Source organism: Lentzea sp. NPDC054927, assembly GCF_053610285.1.
Genome location: NZ_JBSGXZ010000001.1, coordinates 256,085 through 272,987, shown reverse-complemented (window position 1 = coordinate 272,987; position 16,903 = coordinate 256,085). Strand labels below are relative to the sequence as shown.

20 protein-coding genes are annotated in these 16,903 nt (G+C 70.2%); 14 read left to right on the top strand and 6 right to left on the bottom strand.

The annotated features are described in order from the left end of the window. Nucleotides 1-64: 64 nt before the first annotated feature. Nucleotides 65-421 carry a VOC family protein gene (locus tag ACWGE0_RS01375; protein ID WP_452258891.1) on the bottom strand — a complete coding sequence of 119 codons (357 nt, stop codon included), beginning with the start codon at nt 419-421 and terminating at the stop codon, nt 65-67. 144 nt (nt 422-565) lie between these two features. Beyond that, entirely contained in the window at nt 566-1,111 is a 546-nt protein-coding gene (locus tag ACWGE0_RS01370) for an HSP18 transcriptional regulator (RefSeq protein ID WP_452258890.1), read from the bottom strand. 102 nt (nt 1,112-1,213) lie between these two features. On the opposite strand from ACWGE0_RS01370, the gene ACWGE0_RS01365 reads away from it, so the two are divergent. Continuing rightward, complete coding sequence (locus tag ACWGE0_RS01365; RefSeq protein WP_452258889.1) at nt 1,214-1,645, top strand: Hsp20/alpha crystallin family protein; 432 nt, start codon at nt 1,214-1,216, stop codon at nt 1,643-1,645. A gap of 54 nt (nt 1,646-1,699) precedes the next feature. Then, a complete protein-coding gene (locus ACWGE0_RS01360; RefSeq protein ID WP_452258888.1) occupies nt 1,700-2,413 on the top strand; it encodes a poly-gamma-glutamate hydrolase family protein in 714 nt (237 codons plus the stop codon). On the opposite strand, the gene ACWGE0_RS01355 is transcribed toward ACWGE0_RS01360, so the two are convergent. Together ACWGE0_RS01355 and ACWGE0_RS01350 are read right to left on the bottom strand one after the other, a co-directional pair. Further along, entirely contained in the window at nt 2,410-3,258 is an 849-nt protein-coding gene (locus ACWGE0_RS01355) for a S66 peptidase family protein (protein ID WP_452258887.1), read from the bottom strand. The genes ACWGE0_RS01360 and ACWGE0_RS01355 overlap by 4 nt on opposite strands. Further along, nucleotides 3,255-5,171, bottom strand: coding sequence for a S9 family peptidase (locus ACWGE0_RS01350; RefSeq protein ID WP_452258886.1), 1,917 nt, complete (start codon nt 5,169-5,171; stop codon nt 3,255-3,257). Before ACWGE0_RS01350 ends, ACWGE0_RS01355 begins: the two co-directional genes overlap by 4 nt. 78 nt (nt 5,172-5,249) lie before the next feature. Here ACWGE0_RS01350 and ACWGE0_RS01345 point away from each other — a divergent pair, with 78 nt between their 5' ends. The 7 genes from ACWGE0_RS01345 (at nt 5,250) to ACWGE0_RS01315 (ending at nt 9,963) form a co-directional block, all read left to right on the top strand. Beyond that, entirely contained in the window at nt 5,250-5,822 is a 573-nt protein-coding gene (locus tag ACWGE0_RS01345; RefSeq protein WP_319965496.1) for a DUF3090 domain-containing protein, read from the top strand. A 10-nt stretch (nt 5,823-5,832) separates the two neighbouring features. Beyond that, nucleotides 5,833-6,621 (top strand): SCO1664 family protein, encoded by a 789-nt coding sequence (locus tag ACWGE0_RS01340; RefSeq protein WP_452258885.1) that lies wholly within the window; start codon nt 5,833-5,835, stop codon nt 6,619-6,621. Next, the gene (locus tag ACWGE0_RS01335; RefSeq protein ID WP_452258884.1) at nt 6,621-6,767 is read left to right on the top strand and encodes a hypothetical protein; all 147 of its coding nucleotides are present in this window, start codon (nt 6,621-6,623) and stop codon (nt 6,765-6,767) included. The genes ACWGE0_RS01340 and ACWGE0_RS01335 overlap by 1 nt, the downstream gene beginning before the upstream one ends. Next, nucleotides 6,764-7,792 carry a S66 family peptidase gene (locus tag ACWGE0_RS01330; RefSeq protein WP_452258883.1) on the top strand — a complete coding sequence of 343 codons (1,029 nt, stop codon included), beginning with the start codon at nt 6,764-6,766 and terminating at the stop codon, nt 7,790-7,792. The genes ACWGE0_RS01335 and ACWGE0_RS01330 overlap by 4 nt, the downstream gene beginning before the upstream one ends. 172 nt (nt 7,793-7,964) lie before the next feature. Then, nucleotides 7,965-8,393: a hypothetical protein gene (locus ACWGE0_RS01325; protein ID WP_452258882.1), complete on the top strand. Its 429-nt coding sequence runs from the start codon at nt 7,965-7,967 to the stop codon at nt 8,391-8,393. 5 nt (nt 8,394-8,398) lie between these two features. Further along, complete coding sequence (locus tag ACWGE0_RS01320; protein ID WP_452258881.1) at nt 8,399-9,145, top strand: aminoglycoside phosphotransferase family protein; 747 nt, start codon at nt 8,399-8,401, stop codon at nt 9,143-9,145. 11 nt (nt 9,146-9,156) lie between these two features. Then, nucleotides 9,157-9,963 (top strand): DUF3097 domain-containing protein, encoded by an 807-nt coding sequence (locus ACWGE0_RS01315; RefSeq protein ID WP_452258880.1) that lies wholly within the window; start codon nt 9,157-9,159, stop codon nt 9,961-9,963. Here the strand turns inward: ACWGE0_RS01315 and ACWGE0_RS01310 are convergent. Further along, complete coding sequence (locus ACWGE0_RS01310; RefSeq protein WP_452258879.1) at nt 9,944-10,525, bottom strand: dihydrofolate reductase family protein; 582 nt, start codon at nt 10,523-10,525, stop codon at nt 9,944-9,946. The genes ACWGE0_RS01315 and ACWGE0_RS01310 overlap by 20 nt on opposite strands. Before the next feature lie 153 nt (nt 10,526-10,678). Here ACWGE0_RS01310 and ACWGE0_RS01305 point away from each other — a divergent pair, with 153 nt between their 5' ends. The 5 genes from ACWGE0_RS01305 to ACWGE0_RS01285 all read left to right on the top strand — a co-directional run bounded on the left by ACWGE0_RS01305 (nt 10,679) and on the right by ACWGE0_RS01285 (nt 15,402). Continuing rightward, nucleotides 10,679-11,104 (top strand): NfeD family protein, encoded by a 426-nt coding sequence (locus ACWGE0_RS01305; protein WP_452258878.1) that lies wholly within the window; start codon nt 10,679-10,681, stop codon nt 11,102-11,104. A 35-nt stretch (nt 11,105-11,139) separates the two neighbouring features. Then, nucleotides 11,140-12,336 (top strand): SPFH domain-containing protein, encoded by a 1,197-nt coding sequence (locus ACWGE0_RS01300; protein WP_452259322.1) that lies wholly within the window; start codon nt 11,140-11,142, stop codon nt 12,334-12,336. A 194-nt stretch (nt 12,337-12,530) separates the two neighbouring features. Then, entirely contained in the window at nt 12,531-12,953 is a 423-nt protein-coding gene (locus ACWGE0_RS01295) for a YciI family protein (RefSeq protein WP_319965487.1), read from the top strand. 13 nt (nt 12,954-12,966) lie between these two features. Further along, a complete protein-coding gene (locus ACWGE0_RS01290; protein ID WP_452258877.1) occupies nt 12,967-14,244 on the top strand; it encodes an RNA polymerase sigma factor in 1,278 nt (425 codons plus the stop codon). Between the two features lie 84 nt (nt 14,245-14,328). After that, the gene (locus ACWGE0_RS01285) at nt 14,329-15,402 is read left to right on the top strand and encodes a hypothetical protein (RefSeq protein WP_452258876.1); all 1,074 of its coding nucleotides are present in this window, start codon (nt 14,329-14,331) and stop codon (nt 15,400-15,402) included. Between the two features lie 36 nt (nt 15,403-15,438). On the opposite strand, the gene ACWGE0_RS01280 is transcribed toward ACWGE0_RS01285, so the two are convergent. After that, complete coding sequence (locus tag ACWGE0_RS01280; protein WP_452258875.1) at nt 15,439-16,863, bottom strand: amidase; 1,425 nt, start codon at nt 16,861-16,863, stop codon at nt 15,439-15,441. Nucleotides 16,864-16,903: the final 40 nt, after the last annotated feature.

Here is a 16,903-nt window from a genome sequence, read left to right as displayed (position 1 = left end):
CCAATGCCCAAACACTACATTTCCTGTTCCGCGGGGTTCGGGGGCCGCCCGGGCCCCCCCACGTCTACCCCAGGAACAGGCAGAACGGATGCCCGTCCGGGTCGAACAGCACCCGGACGTCGTCCTGCGGCTGCATCGGCGCGAGCACCGCACCGCACGCCACGGCGTGCGCCACCGCCTCGGCCAGGTCGTCGACCTCGATGTCCAGGTGCTGCGACGCCGTCTGCTCACCCGCCACGCTCGGCCACACCGGCCTGCGGAACTGCCGCTCGCGCTCGAAGTTCAGCGAGAACCCGCCCGGCACCCGCACGAGCACCCAGTCGTCCTCCTCCGTCGCCACGGCCGCACCGAGCAGCCGGGCGTAGAACCGGGCGAGCTCGCGTGGCTGTGACGTGCCGACGGTGACCGAGGTGAGCCGCATCAGGCCGACGCTAGCCAGTTCGAGCAGGTCCGGCACGCTCGCGCAGGCGTCCTCCTGAGCCGGGAACCCCTACATCTCAACGTACTCAACACCTCCGACAAGATCGGTTCGCGCCGTTCACGCGTCGAACTGTCGGCGCGCCGCTCACGCCTCGGATCGGCGGCGCCGCGCGTCCGTGCGCAGCTGATCGGTCCGGTCCCCGATCTCCGCGATCTGGTCCGCGAGCCCCGGATGCCCGGCCCGCAACCCCGGCCCCGCCTCGGCCAGCGGCCCGAGCAGCCCCGCCGCGTCCTCACCCCCGAGCGCCCGTTGCACGTCAGCGGCGTGTGGCCCGACCTGCGCGGCCAGCATTCGCAGCACACCCGCGTTCTCCCGCGCCCACGCCGCGACCGCCTTGTCGCCCGCCCGCCGGTCGCGCTCGGCCTGCACCCGCTCGTCGCCGGTGCCGGATTCGCCCGTGCGGCGCACCCGCAGGTAGCGGCGCTCCGCGGCCTGCCGGCTGGCCACCCCGAGCGCCGGCGCGAGATCCGCCCAGCTCGTGCCCAGTGCCCGGGCCGCCTCGATCAGCTGCGGTTCCCATCCGGACAGCTCGTCGCGCAGCTCCCGCAGCAACATCAGCGCGGCCAGCACCGACGCGGCGTCGCCCGGTGAGGAGGCGGCCGCGCGGACTGATTCGTAGTCACTCGTCATGTCGTCCTTCCGATGACTTGAGGACTTGTCATCGTTCTGACGACATGTTACAACAGTGGGGCAGCGCATTGACAGCCCAACAAGAGATGGAGGAGGTGTCAGATGTTGATGCGCACTGACCCGTTCCGTGAGCTGGACCGGCTGACCCAGCAGATGTTCGGCACTCCGGGTACGTGGTCGCGGCCCACGGCGATGCCGATGGACGCCTACCGCGACGGTGACCACTTCGTCGTCTGCTTCGACCTTCCCGGCGTCTCGCCGGACGCGATCGAGCTCGACGTCGAACGCAACGTGCTGACCGTCAAGGCCGAGCGCCGGCCGATCGGCAAGGACGTCGAGATGCAGGTGTCGGAACGGCCGCTGGGCGCCTTCTCCCGCCAGCTGTTCCTCGGCGACACCCTCGACACCGACCACATCGACGCCACCTGCGACGCGGGCGTGCTGACGCTGCGGATCCCGATCGCCGAACGCGCCAAGCCCCGCAAGATCGCGATCACCTCGGCCGACGAGCAGCCCCGGCAGATCGACGCGTGACTCACCCGGCGGGCGGCGGCCGACCGGGTGACGCCAGGTAGGCTTCCGCCCGCCATGAGACCCCAGCCTCAGTGGGCGGCGTTAGACCTCTACGCCTCCAACTCCGACCTCTACGCCGATCCTCGACTGGTGGAACGGGTGGACTACCGGCGGCGCTTCAAGCGGCACCGGCCCCGCACCCAGTCGGTCGTTCTCGCCCCGCACGGCGGCGGCATCGAGATCGGCACGTCGGAACTCTGCCTCGCCATCGCGGGCTACCACCCCTCCACCCGCGTGCCGATCGGCCAGACCCACGACTACTGGATGTTCGAGGGCCTGCGGCCGGTCGCGAACGACGAACTGCACGTCACCTCGTCGAACTGCGACGACCGCGTGGCCCGCACCCTCGTCACCGGCGCGTCCCACGCCCTGGGCCTGCACGGCTGCACCTCCGCGGCCGCGGGCCTGGAGGACCACGACCGGGCCGTGCTCGTCGGCGGCCGCGACGCCCTGCTGCGCCTCGAGCTGCTCACCCGGCTGCGGCGCGCCGGCTTCCACACCGTCGACGCCGTCGACCACCCGGTACTGGGCGGCTACGACCGCGCCAACATCGCCAACCGCACCCGCTCCAGGCAGGGCGGCCAGCTCGAGCTCACCACACCGCTGCGCAACGCGATGTTCGCCGAGAACACCCGCCCCGAACGCCGGCACACCACCACCGAGGTGTTCTGGGACTTCGTGCACGCCTGCCGGGCCGCCCTCACCGCCCGCGAGGCCATGAACAACTAGAGCACCGTGAGCGTGCGGGCCTCGACGTCCAGCGCGGCTTCCACACCCAGCGGCAGCGACCACTGGCCCGCGCAGTGCCCGAACCCGAAGTCACCCAGGATCGGCACACCCAGCCCGGACAACCGGTCGTGCAGCACCGACGACACGTCCCCGCAGTCCGTCCACGACCCCAGCACGATCCCGGACACCGGCGCGAACCAGCCCGCCCGCAGCAACTGCGTCAGGATCCGATCCAACCGGTAGGGCTCCTCGCCGATGTCCTCGAGCAACGCGATCGAACCCGCGACCGGAGGCGCCCACCGCGGCCCGCCCGCCGACGCCGCCAGCAACGCCGCGTTCCCGCCCGTCAACACCCCGCGCGCGGTACCCGGCACCACAGGCGTACCCGCCGTCCACGACGACACCGACCCGAACAGCACCTCGCGCAGCCGCGACTGCGCCAGCGGATCGTCCACGAAGTCCGACGTGCCCGGCATCGGCCCGAACACCGTCGGCAACCCCACCGCGTTGAGCTCGGCGTGCAGCACCGTCACATCCGAGGACCCCACGAAAACCCGAGGTGGCAGGTCCTTCCACGGCACCAGGTCGGTCATCCGCAGACACCCGTACCCGCCCCGCACGCAGATCACCGCGGCCACGTCCGAGCACCACGCCGCCACGAACTCCGCGGCCCGCGCCTCGTCCGACCCCGCCAGGTACGGCAACGACCACGGCGCCACCACAGGTGTGGTGACCTCGAGACCCCACGACCGCAGCACCTCGATGCCCGCGGCGACCTTCACGAGCGAGGCCGGGCCGGCCGGTGACACCAGCGCGACCCGATCCCCGCGGACCAGCAAGCTCACTCGGACAGTTCCAGCACCGGCACACCGGGCGGGGTGAACCCGAACACCTGGCCGTAGAACGACAGCTCCGCCTCCAGCGCGGTCCTGATGTTCTCGGCCTTGCGGAACCCGTGCTGCTCACCCTCGAACGTGATGTAGGCGTGCGGGATCCCCGACCCGGCCAGATCCGCGGCGAACCGGTCGGCCTGCTCCGGCGGGCAGATCTCGTCCTCCAGGCCCTGCAGCAACAGCACCGGCCCCGACACCGACCGCGCCTTGTTCGACGGCGACCTGTCCCGGTAGCGATCAGCGGCCTCCGGCAGCGTGCCGACCAGGCCCTCGACGTAACGGGACTCGAAGTCGTGCGTCTCCCCGCCCTCCGACGTCCACCCCGCCAGATCCAGGATCGGGAACGCCACCATGCCGCACCGGTAGACATCGGTCGAGGTCAGCGACGCGGCCGACGTCCAGCCACCCGCCGAACCACCCCGGATGCCCAGCCGCTGCGGATCCGCCGTGCCCTCCTTCGCCAGCTGCTGGGCGACGAACGCGCAGTCCTCCACGTCCACCACACCCCACTGCTCACGCAGCCGCTCCCGGAACGCACGGCCGTAGCCGGTCGAACCGCCGTAGTTCACCGCCACCACACCGATGCCACGGCTGGTGAAGTACGCGATGTCCGTGTCCAGCTTCGGCAACGCACGCCCCGTCGGCCCGCCGTGCACGTGCACCACGTACGGCGGAAGCTCACCCTCGGGCGCGGCGAAGTCCGGGTTCGCCGGCGCGTAGACGTAGGCCGGGATCTCGCCGAACGTCCGCTCCACCGGCACCGGCAGGTACGCGTCCTCCGGCGACGACTCCCCGCCGGTCAGGTAGGTCAGCTCACCGTTGGACAGGTCCAGCCGCACCACGGCGAACTCCGAGGTCGGTCCGGCCGCGCCGCACACCACCACACCGTCGCGCACCGACAGGTCGCCGGCCCATGTCGGCAGGTCGGTCTGCACGTCGGTCACCGTCGCGCTGCGCTCGTCGAGCACCGCGAGATGCCCCGACCGCACGACCAGGTACCGGCCCGGCGAGAGCGTGGCGAACCAGCGGTTGCCCAGCCGCCACATCGGGCCGCCCAGCTCCTCCTCGCACGGCGCCAGGTTCTTGCGCGACCCGTCCAGGCCCACACGGAACAGGTTCCACCAGCCGTCCGGGTCGGTCAGCGCCAGCAGCGAGTCGCCCTCCCACTCGAACTGGCACACCGCCTCGGTCTCCGAACCGGACACCACCCGGTGCCCGGACGACCCGGCGCCGGACGAATCGAGGTCGGACGAATCGAGGTCGGCGACGCACAGCTCGGCGCCGTCCCACGGCATCTGCGGGTGGTTCCAGCCGATCCACGCGAACTTCGTGCCGTCCGGGCTGATCCGCGGGCCGGTCATGAAGTGGTGCGACGAACCCAGCACGCGAACATCACCGGACGAGGTGATCGCCACCAGCTCGCGGCGCACGTCCGTGCGCGCGTCACCGGTGATCGTCTCCCGCACGCACCACACCTCGCCGTCCGGGCCCGCGGACAGGTCGGCGTAGCGGATCCCGTGGTGACGCTCGGGTTCCGGCGTCAACGCGACCGGCTTCGGGTCGTCGGGGTTGAAGACGTAGACGCGCTGGTCGTCCCAATGAGTGAACGCGACCCGGTCCTCGGCGAGCACCACGAACGGCCTGCCGCCGTACTCGTGCACCCGGTTGCGGGCGTTCCACGGCGCGGGCAGCACCTCCACGCCGTCACGCACCAACGCCACTCTGCCGCCCTCGGCCGGACGGCTCTCCGCCCACCACACCCGCTCACCGGCGAGGTCGGCCCACTGGAAGCCACCACCCGGCTTCGAGGTGTCGCCGGCGCTGATCGGCGAGGTCCAGGTTCCGTACGAAGCGATCTTCACCACAACCCGACCCTATACGCGGAGTGTTTGGTGGGGGAGGACCTGCCGACGATCTCCGCGTGGCCTAGGGTCGTCAGTGCCATGGCTCGTGTCATCCACGTATTCCGCGCACCCGACCGGTTCGTCGCAGGAACCGTCGGGCAGCCCGGCGACCGCACCTTCTACCTGCAGGCCTCAGAGCAGAGCAGGCTGATCAGCGTCGCCTTGGAAAAGCAACAGGTCCAGGTCCTCGCCGAGCGCATCGGCTCGCTGCTCGAGGAGGTGCACCGCCGCTTCGGCGCCGACGTCCCCGACGATCCGCCGCCGGACGACGACAACCTCGACACCGACCCCCTCGACGTGCCCGTCGAGGAGGAGTTCCGCGTCGGCACCATGGGCCTCGGGTGGGACGCCGAGTCCAAAGCCGTCGTGATCGAACTCCTCGCCGTCTCCGAGGAGGAGGTCGACGAGGCCGTCGTGCTCGACGACACCGAGGAAGGCCCCGACGCCGTGCGGGTCTTCCTGTCGCCGACCGCCGCCCGCGCCTTCGCCGAACGAGCAGACCGCGTCATCAACGCCGGCCGCAAACCGTGCCCGCTGTGCGCCGAACCGCTCGACCCGGACGGCCACATCTGCCCACGGCAAAACGGCTACCGCCGCACCGAAGAAGACTGAGAACACCGACATGGACACCTCCGCGGCCCTGGAGTTGCTGAACAACGGCCGCATCGAGGTCGAAGGCCGCCTGGTCGACGCCTCCAACGCCACCTTGTTCTGCAAGATCTCGTTGGACGGCGTCGACGCCCAGTGCGTCTACAAGCCCGTGCGCGGCGAACGCCCGTTGTGGGACTTCCCCGACGGCACGCTCGCGGGCCGCGAGGTGGCCACCTACCTGATCTCCGCCGCCGCCGAACTGGACGTCGTGCCGCCCACGGTGCTGCGCCCCGGCCCGTTCGGCAGCGGCATGGTCCAGCTCTGGATCGACACCCGCGAGGAAGACGAACTCGTCGACATCGTCAGTGTCGACGACGTCAAACCCGGCTGGATCCCCGTCTTCCACGCCCACGACCGCTTCGGCGACCCCGCCGTCCTCGTGCACGCCGACCACCCCCGCGTCGCCCTGATGTCCGCCTTCGACGTCGTGGTCAACAACGCCGACCGCAAGGGCGGGCACGTCCTGCACGCCCTCGACGGCGCGGTCCACGGCGTCGACCACGGCATCTGCCTGCACACCGAACCCAAACTCCGCACCGTCCTGTGGGGCTGGGCCCGCGAACCGCTCCCGGACGCCGTGCTGGAGTCGCTGCGCCGGCTGAGATCCGAGCTCGACGGCGCACTCGGCGAGACCCTGCACGACCACCTCACCCGCGCCGAGGTCAGGGCGGTGGGGGAGCGCACCGACAAACTCCTCGCCGCCGGGGTGTTCCCGGAACCGTCCGGCGACTGGCCCGCCATCCCTTGGCCCGCGTTCTAGTGACCACCACCCGCTGGGCGCGGGGCCTGCTCGTCGGTGTCGCGGCGGCCCACGCGGTGATCCCGGTGGTCACCGCCGCCGAGATCGCGACCGTCGTGCTGGTGTGGACCAAGTCAGCCCGAGCGTTCCGAGAGGTCGAAGCGTGATCAACCCGCCCAAGCCCCGGCCAGGCGACCGAGTGGCGATCGTGTCCCCGGCCGCGGGCCTGCCCGGCCTGTTCTCCCTGCCCTACGAACTGGGCCTCGAGCGCCTCAAGAACGACTTCGGCCTCGACCCGGTCGAGTACCCGGCCACCCGCAAGATGGGCTCCACCCCGCAGGAACGCGCGGCGGATCTGCACGCCGCGTTCGCCGACCCCACCATCAAAGCCGTGATCGCGACCATCGGCGGCGACGACCAGATCACCGTCCTGCCGCACCTGGACGCCGAGCTGATCACCGCGAACCCCAAGCCGTTCTTCGGGCACAGCGACAACACGAACCTGCTGGTGTGGCTCGCCAACCGCGGCATCGTCGGCTTCTACGGCGGCAGCGTCATGGTCCAGTTCGGCCGGCCGGGCGCCATGCACCCCGCCAGCGCCGACTCGCTGCGCGCCGCCCTGTTCACTCCCGGCGAGTACCGGCTGACCGAGAGCACCGCCTACGGCGACAAGGACAGCCCGTGGGAGGACCCGGCGACCTTCGACACCGAACCCGTCCTGGAACCCAGCGGCGGGTGGATCTGGCACCAGCCCGGCAAGACCGTCGAGGGCCCGTCGTGGGGCGGCAACCTGGAGATCCTGTCGTGGCTGATGATGGCCGGCCGGGAGATCAACGACCCCGAGCACTACGACGGCCGCGTGCTGTTCTTCGAGACCTCGGAGGAGATGCCGTCCGCGACCGAGGTCTACCGGATCCTGCGCAACATGGGCGAACGCGGCCTGCTGCACCGGTTCCCCGCCGCGCTCGTCGGCCGGGCCAAGTCGTGGTTCTTCACCAACCAGGACACCGACCGCGCCACCTACACCGCCGAGCAGCGCGAGGCCGTGATCGAGGCGTTCAGCGAGTACGCGCCGGAGACGATGATCGTGTTCGACGTCGACCTCGGCCACACCGACCCGCAGCTCGTCATGCCCGTCGGCGGCACCGTCGAGGTCAACGGACCCGACCGCACGATCACCGTCACCTACTGACCGACCGGACCCGCCGCCAGCAACCGCCTACTGCAGCTGGGCTATTCCTCTTCCATTGTTATAACCCAATTGAGATGCCCTGACATTGACGCCCGACCACAGCGCCTCTATCTTCTTGAAGGCGTTCCGACCTGCGAAAACATTCGAATCGTGAATGCGGGACACGGGTGACATGACCTATTTCGAACGGATCGTGGTAGTCGGTGCCGCCGATCTCGGCGCACGAGCGGCCGCCTCACTGGCACGAAGATTCGGCCCGGTCCACCTGATCGGCCCAGGAGCCGACGCGCTGGCCGACATCGGAGTGCGCCGCTATCCGCTCGCCACCGTCCGCGACCTCGACCTCGACACCCCCGCGGTCGTCGTGGACAACGATGGAGGCCGCTTGCAACGCCTCGTCTGCGACCGCCTGGTCGTCGTCGGCTGGCCCGTGCCCCTGCTGCCGGTCAACCGGTGGGTGATCGACGGCAAGGTCGCACTCGCAGGAGACGGCGCGGACCTGCGACTGCTCTCGACCTGTTTCGACGTCAACGGCCTGTGGCGCCCGGCCCTCGCGGACTACCAGTTCCGCCGCCAAGCCGGAGCCGACTCGCTAGCCTGAACCGGGTGATCGACGAGAGCGCCAGATCCCGGCTGATCCGCCGTTTCGGCACCGACGTGACCGGGTGGATCGACGCACTACCCGACCTCGTCGCCACCCTCACCGCCCACTGGGGCCTCACCGTCGTGAAGCTCATGCCCGGCGGCACCAGCACCACCTTCCTGTGCACGACTAGTCCGGGCACGACGAGCCCAGGCACCACGAGCCCAGGTGCCCACGCGGTCCTGAAGATCACCCCGGACCACGACATCGCCGTCCACGAGGCCAAAGCACTCACCTCCTGGGCCTACACCGACTCGATGGTCGACCTGCTCGACACCGACCTCGACCGCGGCGCCCTGCTGCTCGAAGCGATCACCCCCGGCACGCCCGCCACCGACCCGGCGCGCGTCGTCCCGCACCTCCACGAAGCCGAGCCCACCGGGTTCCCGCCGCTCAAAGCCCGCGTCGACTTCCTGTTCGAAACCGTGCTCACCCGGCGCACCGGCACCTACTACGCCACCGAACACCACCGTGCCCGCAAACTCGCCGACGACAACGTCCAACCGGTGTTGCTGCACGGCGACATGCACCCCGGCAACGTCCTGCAAGGCCCGCACGGCCCCAAAGCCATCGACCCCAGGGCATGCATCGGCGACCCGGCGGTCGACTGGATGGACTTCGTGCACGGCAACCACGACCTGCACGGCGCCGACGTCGACCTCGACCGCGTCCACGAGTGGCTCACCGCCTTCAAACCGTTCTACAGCTAGGGTTCGACATCGTGCGTTCCCACGACTACGGCCGCGACATCCTCAACACCCCGAAGCGCAAGAAGGTCCCCGAGATCCCGGCCGAACCCGGCCTGGTCGTCGAGGACCCCGCCAGCGGTTTCTGCGGCGCCGTCGTCAAGTTCGAGTACGGCCAGGTCGTGCTGGAGGACCGGCACGGCCGCCACCGGCTGTTCCCGCTCAACCCCGCCGGCTTCCTCGTCGACGGCCAACCGGTCACCCTCGTCAAACCCGCACCGCCAAAGCAGCAGCCGCGCATCAGCGCGTCCGGCTCGGTGAAGGTCGAGGGCCTGCGCGCCAAGACCGCCAAGGCCAGCCGCATCTGGGTCGAGGGCAAGCACGACGCCGAGCTCGTCGAACGCGTCTGGGGTCACGACCTGCGCGTCGAAGGCATCGTCGTCGAACCGCTCAACGGCGTCGACGAACTGCCCGGCCTCATCACCGAGTTCGGCACCGCACCCCACCGCCGCCTCGGCGTCCTCGTCGACCACCTGGTGCCGAACTCCAAGGAACAGCGCATCGTCGACCAGATCCACGACGACAACGTCCTGGTCACCGGCCACCCGTACGTCGACATCTGGCAGGCCGTCAAACCACAGGCCGTGAAGATCAAGGCCTGGCCCGTCGTCCCCCGTGGCATCGGCTGGAAGGAAGGCGTCTGCGCCGAGCTCGGCTGGGGTGAGACGTGGGAAGGCTGGCAGCGCGTCCTGAGCTCGGTCAGCAGCTACCGCGACATCGAGTCCGACCTGCTCGGCGCCGTCGAGCGGCTCATCGACTTCGTCACCGTCCCCCAGGACTGACCCGCGTGTAGTGGGCGACGATCACGCCCAGAGTCGTCACGACGCTGCCGGTCAGCGAGAACTCCGTCACCGGCGCCGGCCCCTCGAACAACCGCGCCCCGCTGCCCAGCGTCAGCGGGTGGATCACCAGCGTGAAGCGGTCGATCAACCCGGCAGCGTGCAGCGACCGCACCAGCGACGCGCTCCCGATGATCGACAGCTCACCCTCCAGCGCGGCCACCGAGTCGAGGTCGCGCAGCAGCACCGAGTTCTGCCACGCGTCCACGTCGGTCAGGCTCGACGACACCACGTACTTGCGTGCCGCGTTCATGTGCGCGGAGAACGGGTTGCCGTCGGTCGCCGAACCCCACACCGAAGCGAAGTCCTGCCAGGCCCGCCGGCCGAACAGCATGTCGCCCGACCGCGCCATGCCCTTGCCCATCTCGGCGGCGAGGACCTCGTCGTTGTACGGGCCGCCCCAGCCGCCGTGGGTGAAACCGCCTCGGGTGTCCTCGTCGGGACGGCCGAAGCCCTGCACCACGCCGTCGAGCGTCGTGAACATCGTCGCGCTGATCGAACCCATGAGCCGTACTCCTTCTCCGAATTGCCTGTCGGGAGCTGTACGAACGGCGAAACGTGGTTTCGACACCGCCGGTTGATCGATTTCGTCACGGTCGGGGGACCAGCACGGTGAATCTCGCCGACCGGGGGTCCCCGTTGGTGTATGTATGGGCTCATGGCCGCGCTGATCTGGCTGATCGTCGGGATACTGCTCGTCGTCGCCGAGGTTCTCTCCGGTGACTTCGTGCTGGTGATGCTCGGCGCCGCGGCGCTGGCGGCAGCGGGCGTGTCCGCACTGGGTGCCGCCGACCTGGTGAGCGTGTTCGTCTTCGCCGCGTCGTCGGTCGGCCTGATCGTCGGAGCCCGGCCGCTGCTCAAGAAGAGGTTGCAGCTCGGTTCCGGGATCCGGATGCACCACGAGGCGCTGCTCGGGAGCAAGGCCGTCGCGGTGTCACGCGTGGACGAGCACGGCGGGCAGGTCAAGATCGGCGGCGACACCTGGAGCGCGCGGACCCTGGACGGGTCCGTGGTCGAAGAAGGCGAAGCCGTCACCGTTGTCGAGATCTCGGGCGCGATGGCCGTGGTGATTGCCGCGGTATGAGCGTTCCCAGGAGGGTGTGAACCGAGTTGGACCCGATCACCGCTGTGGTCGTGGCCGTCATCGCCATTTTCGTGCTGACCATCGCCGTCAAGTCGGTACTGGTCATCCCGCAGGCGCAGGCCGCTGTCATCGAACGCCTCGGCCGCTACCGCAACACCGCGGCACCCGGCCTGAACATCATCGTGCCGTTCATCGACAAGGTGCGGGCCCGCATCGACCTGCGCGAGCAGGTCGTGTCGTTCCCGCCGCAGCCGGTGATCACCCAGGACAACCTCACGGTGTCCATCGACACGGTCGTCTACTTCCAGGTCACCGAACCGCGCAGCGCGGTGTACGAGATCTCGAACTACATCATCGGTGTCGAGCAGCTCACCATCACGACGCTGCGCAACCTCGTCGGTGGCATGAGCCTGGAGGAGACCCTCACCTCCCGCGACCACATCAACGGCCAGCTGCGCGGCGTTCTCGACGAGGCCACCGGCCGCTGGGGCCTGCGCGTGGCCCGCGTCGAGCTCAAGTCGATCGACCCGCCGCCCTCCATCCAGGACTCGATGGAGAAGCAGATGCGCGCGGACCGCGAGAAGCGCGCCATGATCCTCACCGCCGAAGGTCAGCGGGAGTCGTCCATCAAGACGGCCGAGGGCCAGAAGCAGTCGCAGATCCTCGCCGCCGAGGGTGGCAAGCAGGCCGCGATCCTGTCCGCGGAAGGTGAGCGGCAGTCGCAGATCCTGCGCGCGCAGGGTGAACGTGCCGCCCGCTACCTGCAGGCGCAGGGTCAGGCCAAGGCCATCGAGAAGGTCTTCGCCGCGATCAAGGCCGGCAAGCCCACCCCGGAGGTGCTGGCCTACCAGTACCTGCAGACCCTGCCGCAGATGGCACAGGGCGACGCGAACAAGGTGTGGATGATCCCGTCCGACTACGGCAAGGCGCTCGAGGGCTTCGCCCGCATGCTCGGCGCCCCCGGCGACGACGGCGTGTTCCGCTACGAGCCCCCGGCCACCGAGGCGGGCGAGCTGTCGAAGCCGGAGGACGAGGACGAGTCGGTCGCCGCGTGGTTCGACCTCAAGTCCGACCCGAAGGTCGCCGAGGCGGTCGCCGCCGCCGAGGCCGTGGCACGCCAGGAGGTCCCCGGACCGCTGAGCTCGCCGCGCTCGGTGTCCGCCGCGTCGGTGCTGCCCGAGCTCGAGGCGGACCAGCCGCGGTCACTGCACCAGCCCGACGACCAGGCCTGAGCAACACCGCCTGAGCACCATCACTGAGCGGCCCGTCCCGGACTCCGGGGTGGGCCGCTCAGTCGTCTGACCAGCGCGAACAGAAAGTTCGAAGAAATTTTCGGGTCGTGTGTCGATCGAACCGCGTGCCCGTTCGACCTCAGCGTGAAAGGGTCCACAACGGACCCGACGATCCCACTGGGGAGTGAGCACATATGAAGTTCATGCTGATCTGGCGCGTGACCTCCGACGAGGCCTGGGGCAACCTCGGCGAGATCGACTTCGACCAGATGCTGGAGACCGTGGGCAAGTTCAACGAGGAGCTGATCGAGGCCGGTGTGCTGATCGCCGCCGAGGGCCTCGCCCCCGCCGAGGAAGGCGTGGTCGTCGACTTCTCCTCCGAACCGCCCGTCGTCACCGACGGCCCGTACGGGGAGACCAAGGAGCTGTTCAACGGCTTCTACCTGATCAACGTCCCCACCATCCAGGACGCCGTCGAGTGGGCCAAGCGCACCCCGATGACCGCCGCGGGCTTCAAGACCGAGATCCGCCGCGTCCCCACGATCGACGAGTTCCCCCAGGACAACGAGTGGATCAAGAAGGAACGGGCCTGGCGCGAGTCCACCGGCCAGCTCTGATCTCATAGGGACCATGAGCGACCCCACCGGACGCAAGGCCGTCGCCGCGGTGTGGCGCATCGACTCCGCGAGGATCATCGGTGCGCTCACCCGCTACACCGGCGACTTCGCGCTGGCCGAGGACCTCGCCCAGGAAGCCCTGGCCGAGGCACTGGTGACCTGGCCGCGCGAAGGCGTGCCGAACAACCCGGCCGGCTGGTTGCTCACGGTCGGGCGGCGCCGCGCGATCGACGCGTTCCGCCGCCGCAGCACCCGTGACGAGAAGTACGCCGCCCTCGCCCACAACCTGAGCGAGGGCGGCGCTCTCACCGGCGCCACCGATCCCGGTCCCGCGCCCGACGACGTGCTGTGGGACCCGGACCAGATCGACGACGACACCCTCGCGCTGATCTTCACCTCGTGTCACCCGGTGCTGTCACGGGAAGCCGCGGTCGCGTTGACGTTGCGCGTGATCGGCGGTCTGACCAGCGACGAGATCGCACGGGTGTTCCTCGTGCCGACCGCGACCGTGCAGGCCCGCATCACCAGGGCCAAGAAGACCCTCGGCGCGGCCAACGTGCCGTTCGAGGTGCCGCCGGTCGCCGAACGCCCCGCGCGCCTGGCCCAGGTCCTGAGCTGCATCTACCTGATCTTCACCGAGGGCTCGTCGGCCAGTTCCGGCGACGAGGTGATGCGCCTGGACCTCGCCGGGGAGGCGCAGCGGCTCGCCAGGATCCTGTCGCGGCTGATGCCCGAGGAGCACGAAGCCCACAGCCTGCTCGCCCTGCTGGAGCTGACCGCCGCCCGTTTTCCCGCCCGCCGCGGGCCCGACGGCGAGACGGTCCTGCTCGAAGACCAGGACCGGCGCCGCTGGGACCGTTCCGCGATCGCCCGTGGTCGTGCGGCGCTGGCCAAAGCCGCCGACATCGGCCGCGGCTACGGCTACTACGGGCTGCAGGCCGCGATCGCCGAGTGCCACGCGCTGGCACCGTCGGTCGAGGAGACGAACTGGGACCGCATCGTCGTGCTCTACGACGCCCTCGGCCGCCTCGCCCCGTCCCCGGTCGTCGACCTCAACCGCGCGGTCGCCGTCTCCATGGCCCAGGGCCCCGCCGCCGCGCTGCCGATCGTCGACTCGCTGGCGGCCGGGGAGGCGTTCAAGGACTCGCACCAACTACCCGGAGTACGCGGCGAGCTGCTGCGCCGGCTCGGCCGGGTCGACGAGGCACGCACCGAGCTTGAACAGGCGATTCGTTTGTGCGGCAACGAACGCGAACGCGCGGTACTCACCCGGAAGCTCGCCGAGCTGTAGGCATCTGACCACGCGGGGTGAACCTTAAATCCGTTAGGGCGACATCTGTAGCACTCGACCGGGCGACGCGGGAATGATGTTGTGATGGACTCGCTGCCCGCCACCGTGGCCTCCGCGCTCGTCGAGGCTGACAGCGAGACGGACTGGCCCGCCCGCTGGCAGGCGCTGACCGCCGTGTCGATCGAGCTGCAGTCACTGCTGGTAACCGATCCGGGGCCGGAACTGGTGGCGTTGATCGAGCGGATCGTCACCCAGCTCGCCGACGGAGTGGCCACCAGCCGAAGACACCGGGTCGAACTCGCGGAGCTGGCCCACCGCGTGCTGTCCACCCATGCCCGCGCCTGCGCCGAGACCCGCCCCGACCCGATCCGGCTCGCCGACTGGCTGCTCGACCTGCAGCTGCACCACCCCGACGCCCCCGACGTCACCCTCTCCGCCTACGCCGACGCGCTCGACGACGACGGCCTCGCCCATTACCGCCGGCGGTCCGTGGAGCTGTTCGAGCCGCTGCCGGTGATCGGGTTCGGCGAGACCGGCCGCTACGACCGCGCCCGCTGGGCACTGCTGCGCGTCATGGAGGAGCTCGCCGAGTACAGCGAGGACGTCGACCTGCAGCTGCTGGTGCTGTCCAAGGACCTCTCGTCGGGCTGGCACTACCTGCAGGTCGCGACCGTGCTGCGCGACAACGGCCGCTCCGACGAGGCACTGGAGTGGGTCGAACGCGGCCTGCGCGCCGTCGGTGGCCGTGGCGCGGCGCTGCGGTTGATCGACCTGGCCGTGGAGGAACACCTGCGGCGGGGACATCCGCAGCGGGCGGTGGAGGTGTGCCGGGAGGCGTTCTTCGCGCGGCCGAACCTCGACATCTACCTCAAGGCCCGCGCGCTGGTCGTGCACACCGACGAGTGGCCGCCGCTGCGGGCAGAGCTGGTGAACCACCTCGTGCAGGACGGCAGCCGGCTCGCGATCGAGGTCTACCGGCGGATCGTCGAGGTCGAACTGGCCCGGCGCGGCATCGAGGAGCAGGAACTCGTCGTCGAATGGCTGCAACAGCTACGCGGCCTGCAGCCCGACGCGTTCGCCGACTACCTGGAGCACATCAAGTCGCGGCACGTGGCGGACCGTCAACTGCTCGACGAGTTGTCCCGGCGCGGACTCTGACCATTCCCGTTTCGGATAGTCCGTACTCGTAATATCCTACTTCGCATGACCGAGGCCGGAGGGTGTCCGGTCCGCCCACGGCCGAGCGCGCTCCAGCTGGGCGGACACCGACAGCAGCGTGCACTCGTCGTGCTGACGGCCGACGAGCTGCACCGCGAGCGGCAGGCCGGACGACGTGCGACCGGCGGGAACAGAGGCGGCGGGGTTGCCGACGATGTTCCACAGCGGCAGGAACGTCGTGTAGTGCGAGGCGGCGAGCAGCGCCGTGACCACGTTGCGGCCGTCCCACTCGCCGACGCGGATCGGCGGTCGGGTCAGCGCCGGGGTGAGGAGCACGTCGACCGAGGTGAACACCCGGTTCGCGTACGCGGTGAGCGTGGCGTCGTCCTTCGTCGCCCACCGCACCGCGCCGCGCGGGATGCGGCGGCCCAGTTCACCGATCGCGCGGGTGCGGGGCTCGACCAGGTCGGGGAACTCCATGCCGTTGCGCGCGAGGTAGGCGTTGTAGAGGTACCGCAACGCGAACTGCGTGGAGGCGGTGACGTCGCGCATCGGCGGGTCGAGGCGCACGACGTCGTGGCCGAGGTCGGTGAGCAGCGCGGCGGTGTCCTGCACGGCGTCGCGGACCTCGTCGGCGATCGGGATGCCCGGACCCCACGGCCGCAGCGACACCCCGATCCGCAGCCGGCCGGGATCGGTCCGCGCGGCCTGGCTGAAGCTCGTGCGCGGCGGGTGCGCGACGTGCGCGTCACCGGGCACCGGGCCGTGGATCTGGTCGGCGACCAACGCCCAGTCCAGCACCGTGCGGGTGATCGGCCCCGCCACCACCAGACCACCCCACACCTCGCGTTCGGGCGCGAGGGAGACGCGGCCGCGCTGGGGCTTGAGCCCGAACAGCCCCGTCATCGCCGACGGGATGCGGATCGAGCCGGCGCCGTCGGTGCCGATCGCCGCCGCGGCGAGGCCGGCGGCGACCACCGCGGCCGAGCCACCGCTGGATCCGCCGGGGGAGTGCGTCAGCGACCACGGGTTGCGCGTCGGGCCCGCCCAGCTGCTCTCGGTGTACGGCCACAGGCCGAGTTCGGGCATGCGGGTCCTGCCGATGATCACCGCACCGGCCTCGCGCAGGCGCCGCACGATCGCGGAGTCGGCGGGTTCGGGGGTGCGGGCGGCGTTCGTGCCCTTCGTCGTGGGCAGGCCCTCGATCGCGATGTCCTCCTTGACCGCGATCGGCACACCCAGCAACGGCAGCTCCTCACCGGCGGCCCTGCGCGCGTCCGCCTCCTCGGCCTCCGCCAGGGCTTTCTCGCCGAAGACCAGCCGGAACGCGTTGAGCTGCGGATCGACGCGCTCGATGCGGCCGAGGTGCTCGGCGACGAGGTCGCGCGCGGTCACCTCGCCGGACCGCACGGCCTGGGCCTGCCTGGCCACCCCGGCGAAACACAGCTCCGTCAGCTCCATGAAACGACCCTAAGCGCCGACAGGTGATCTACGGAATGGG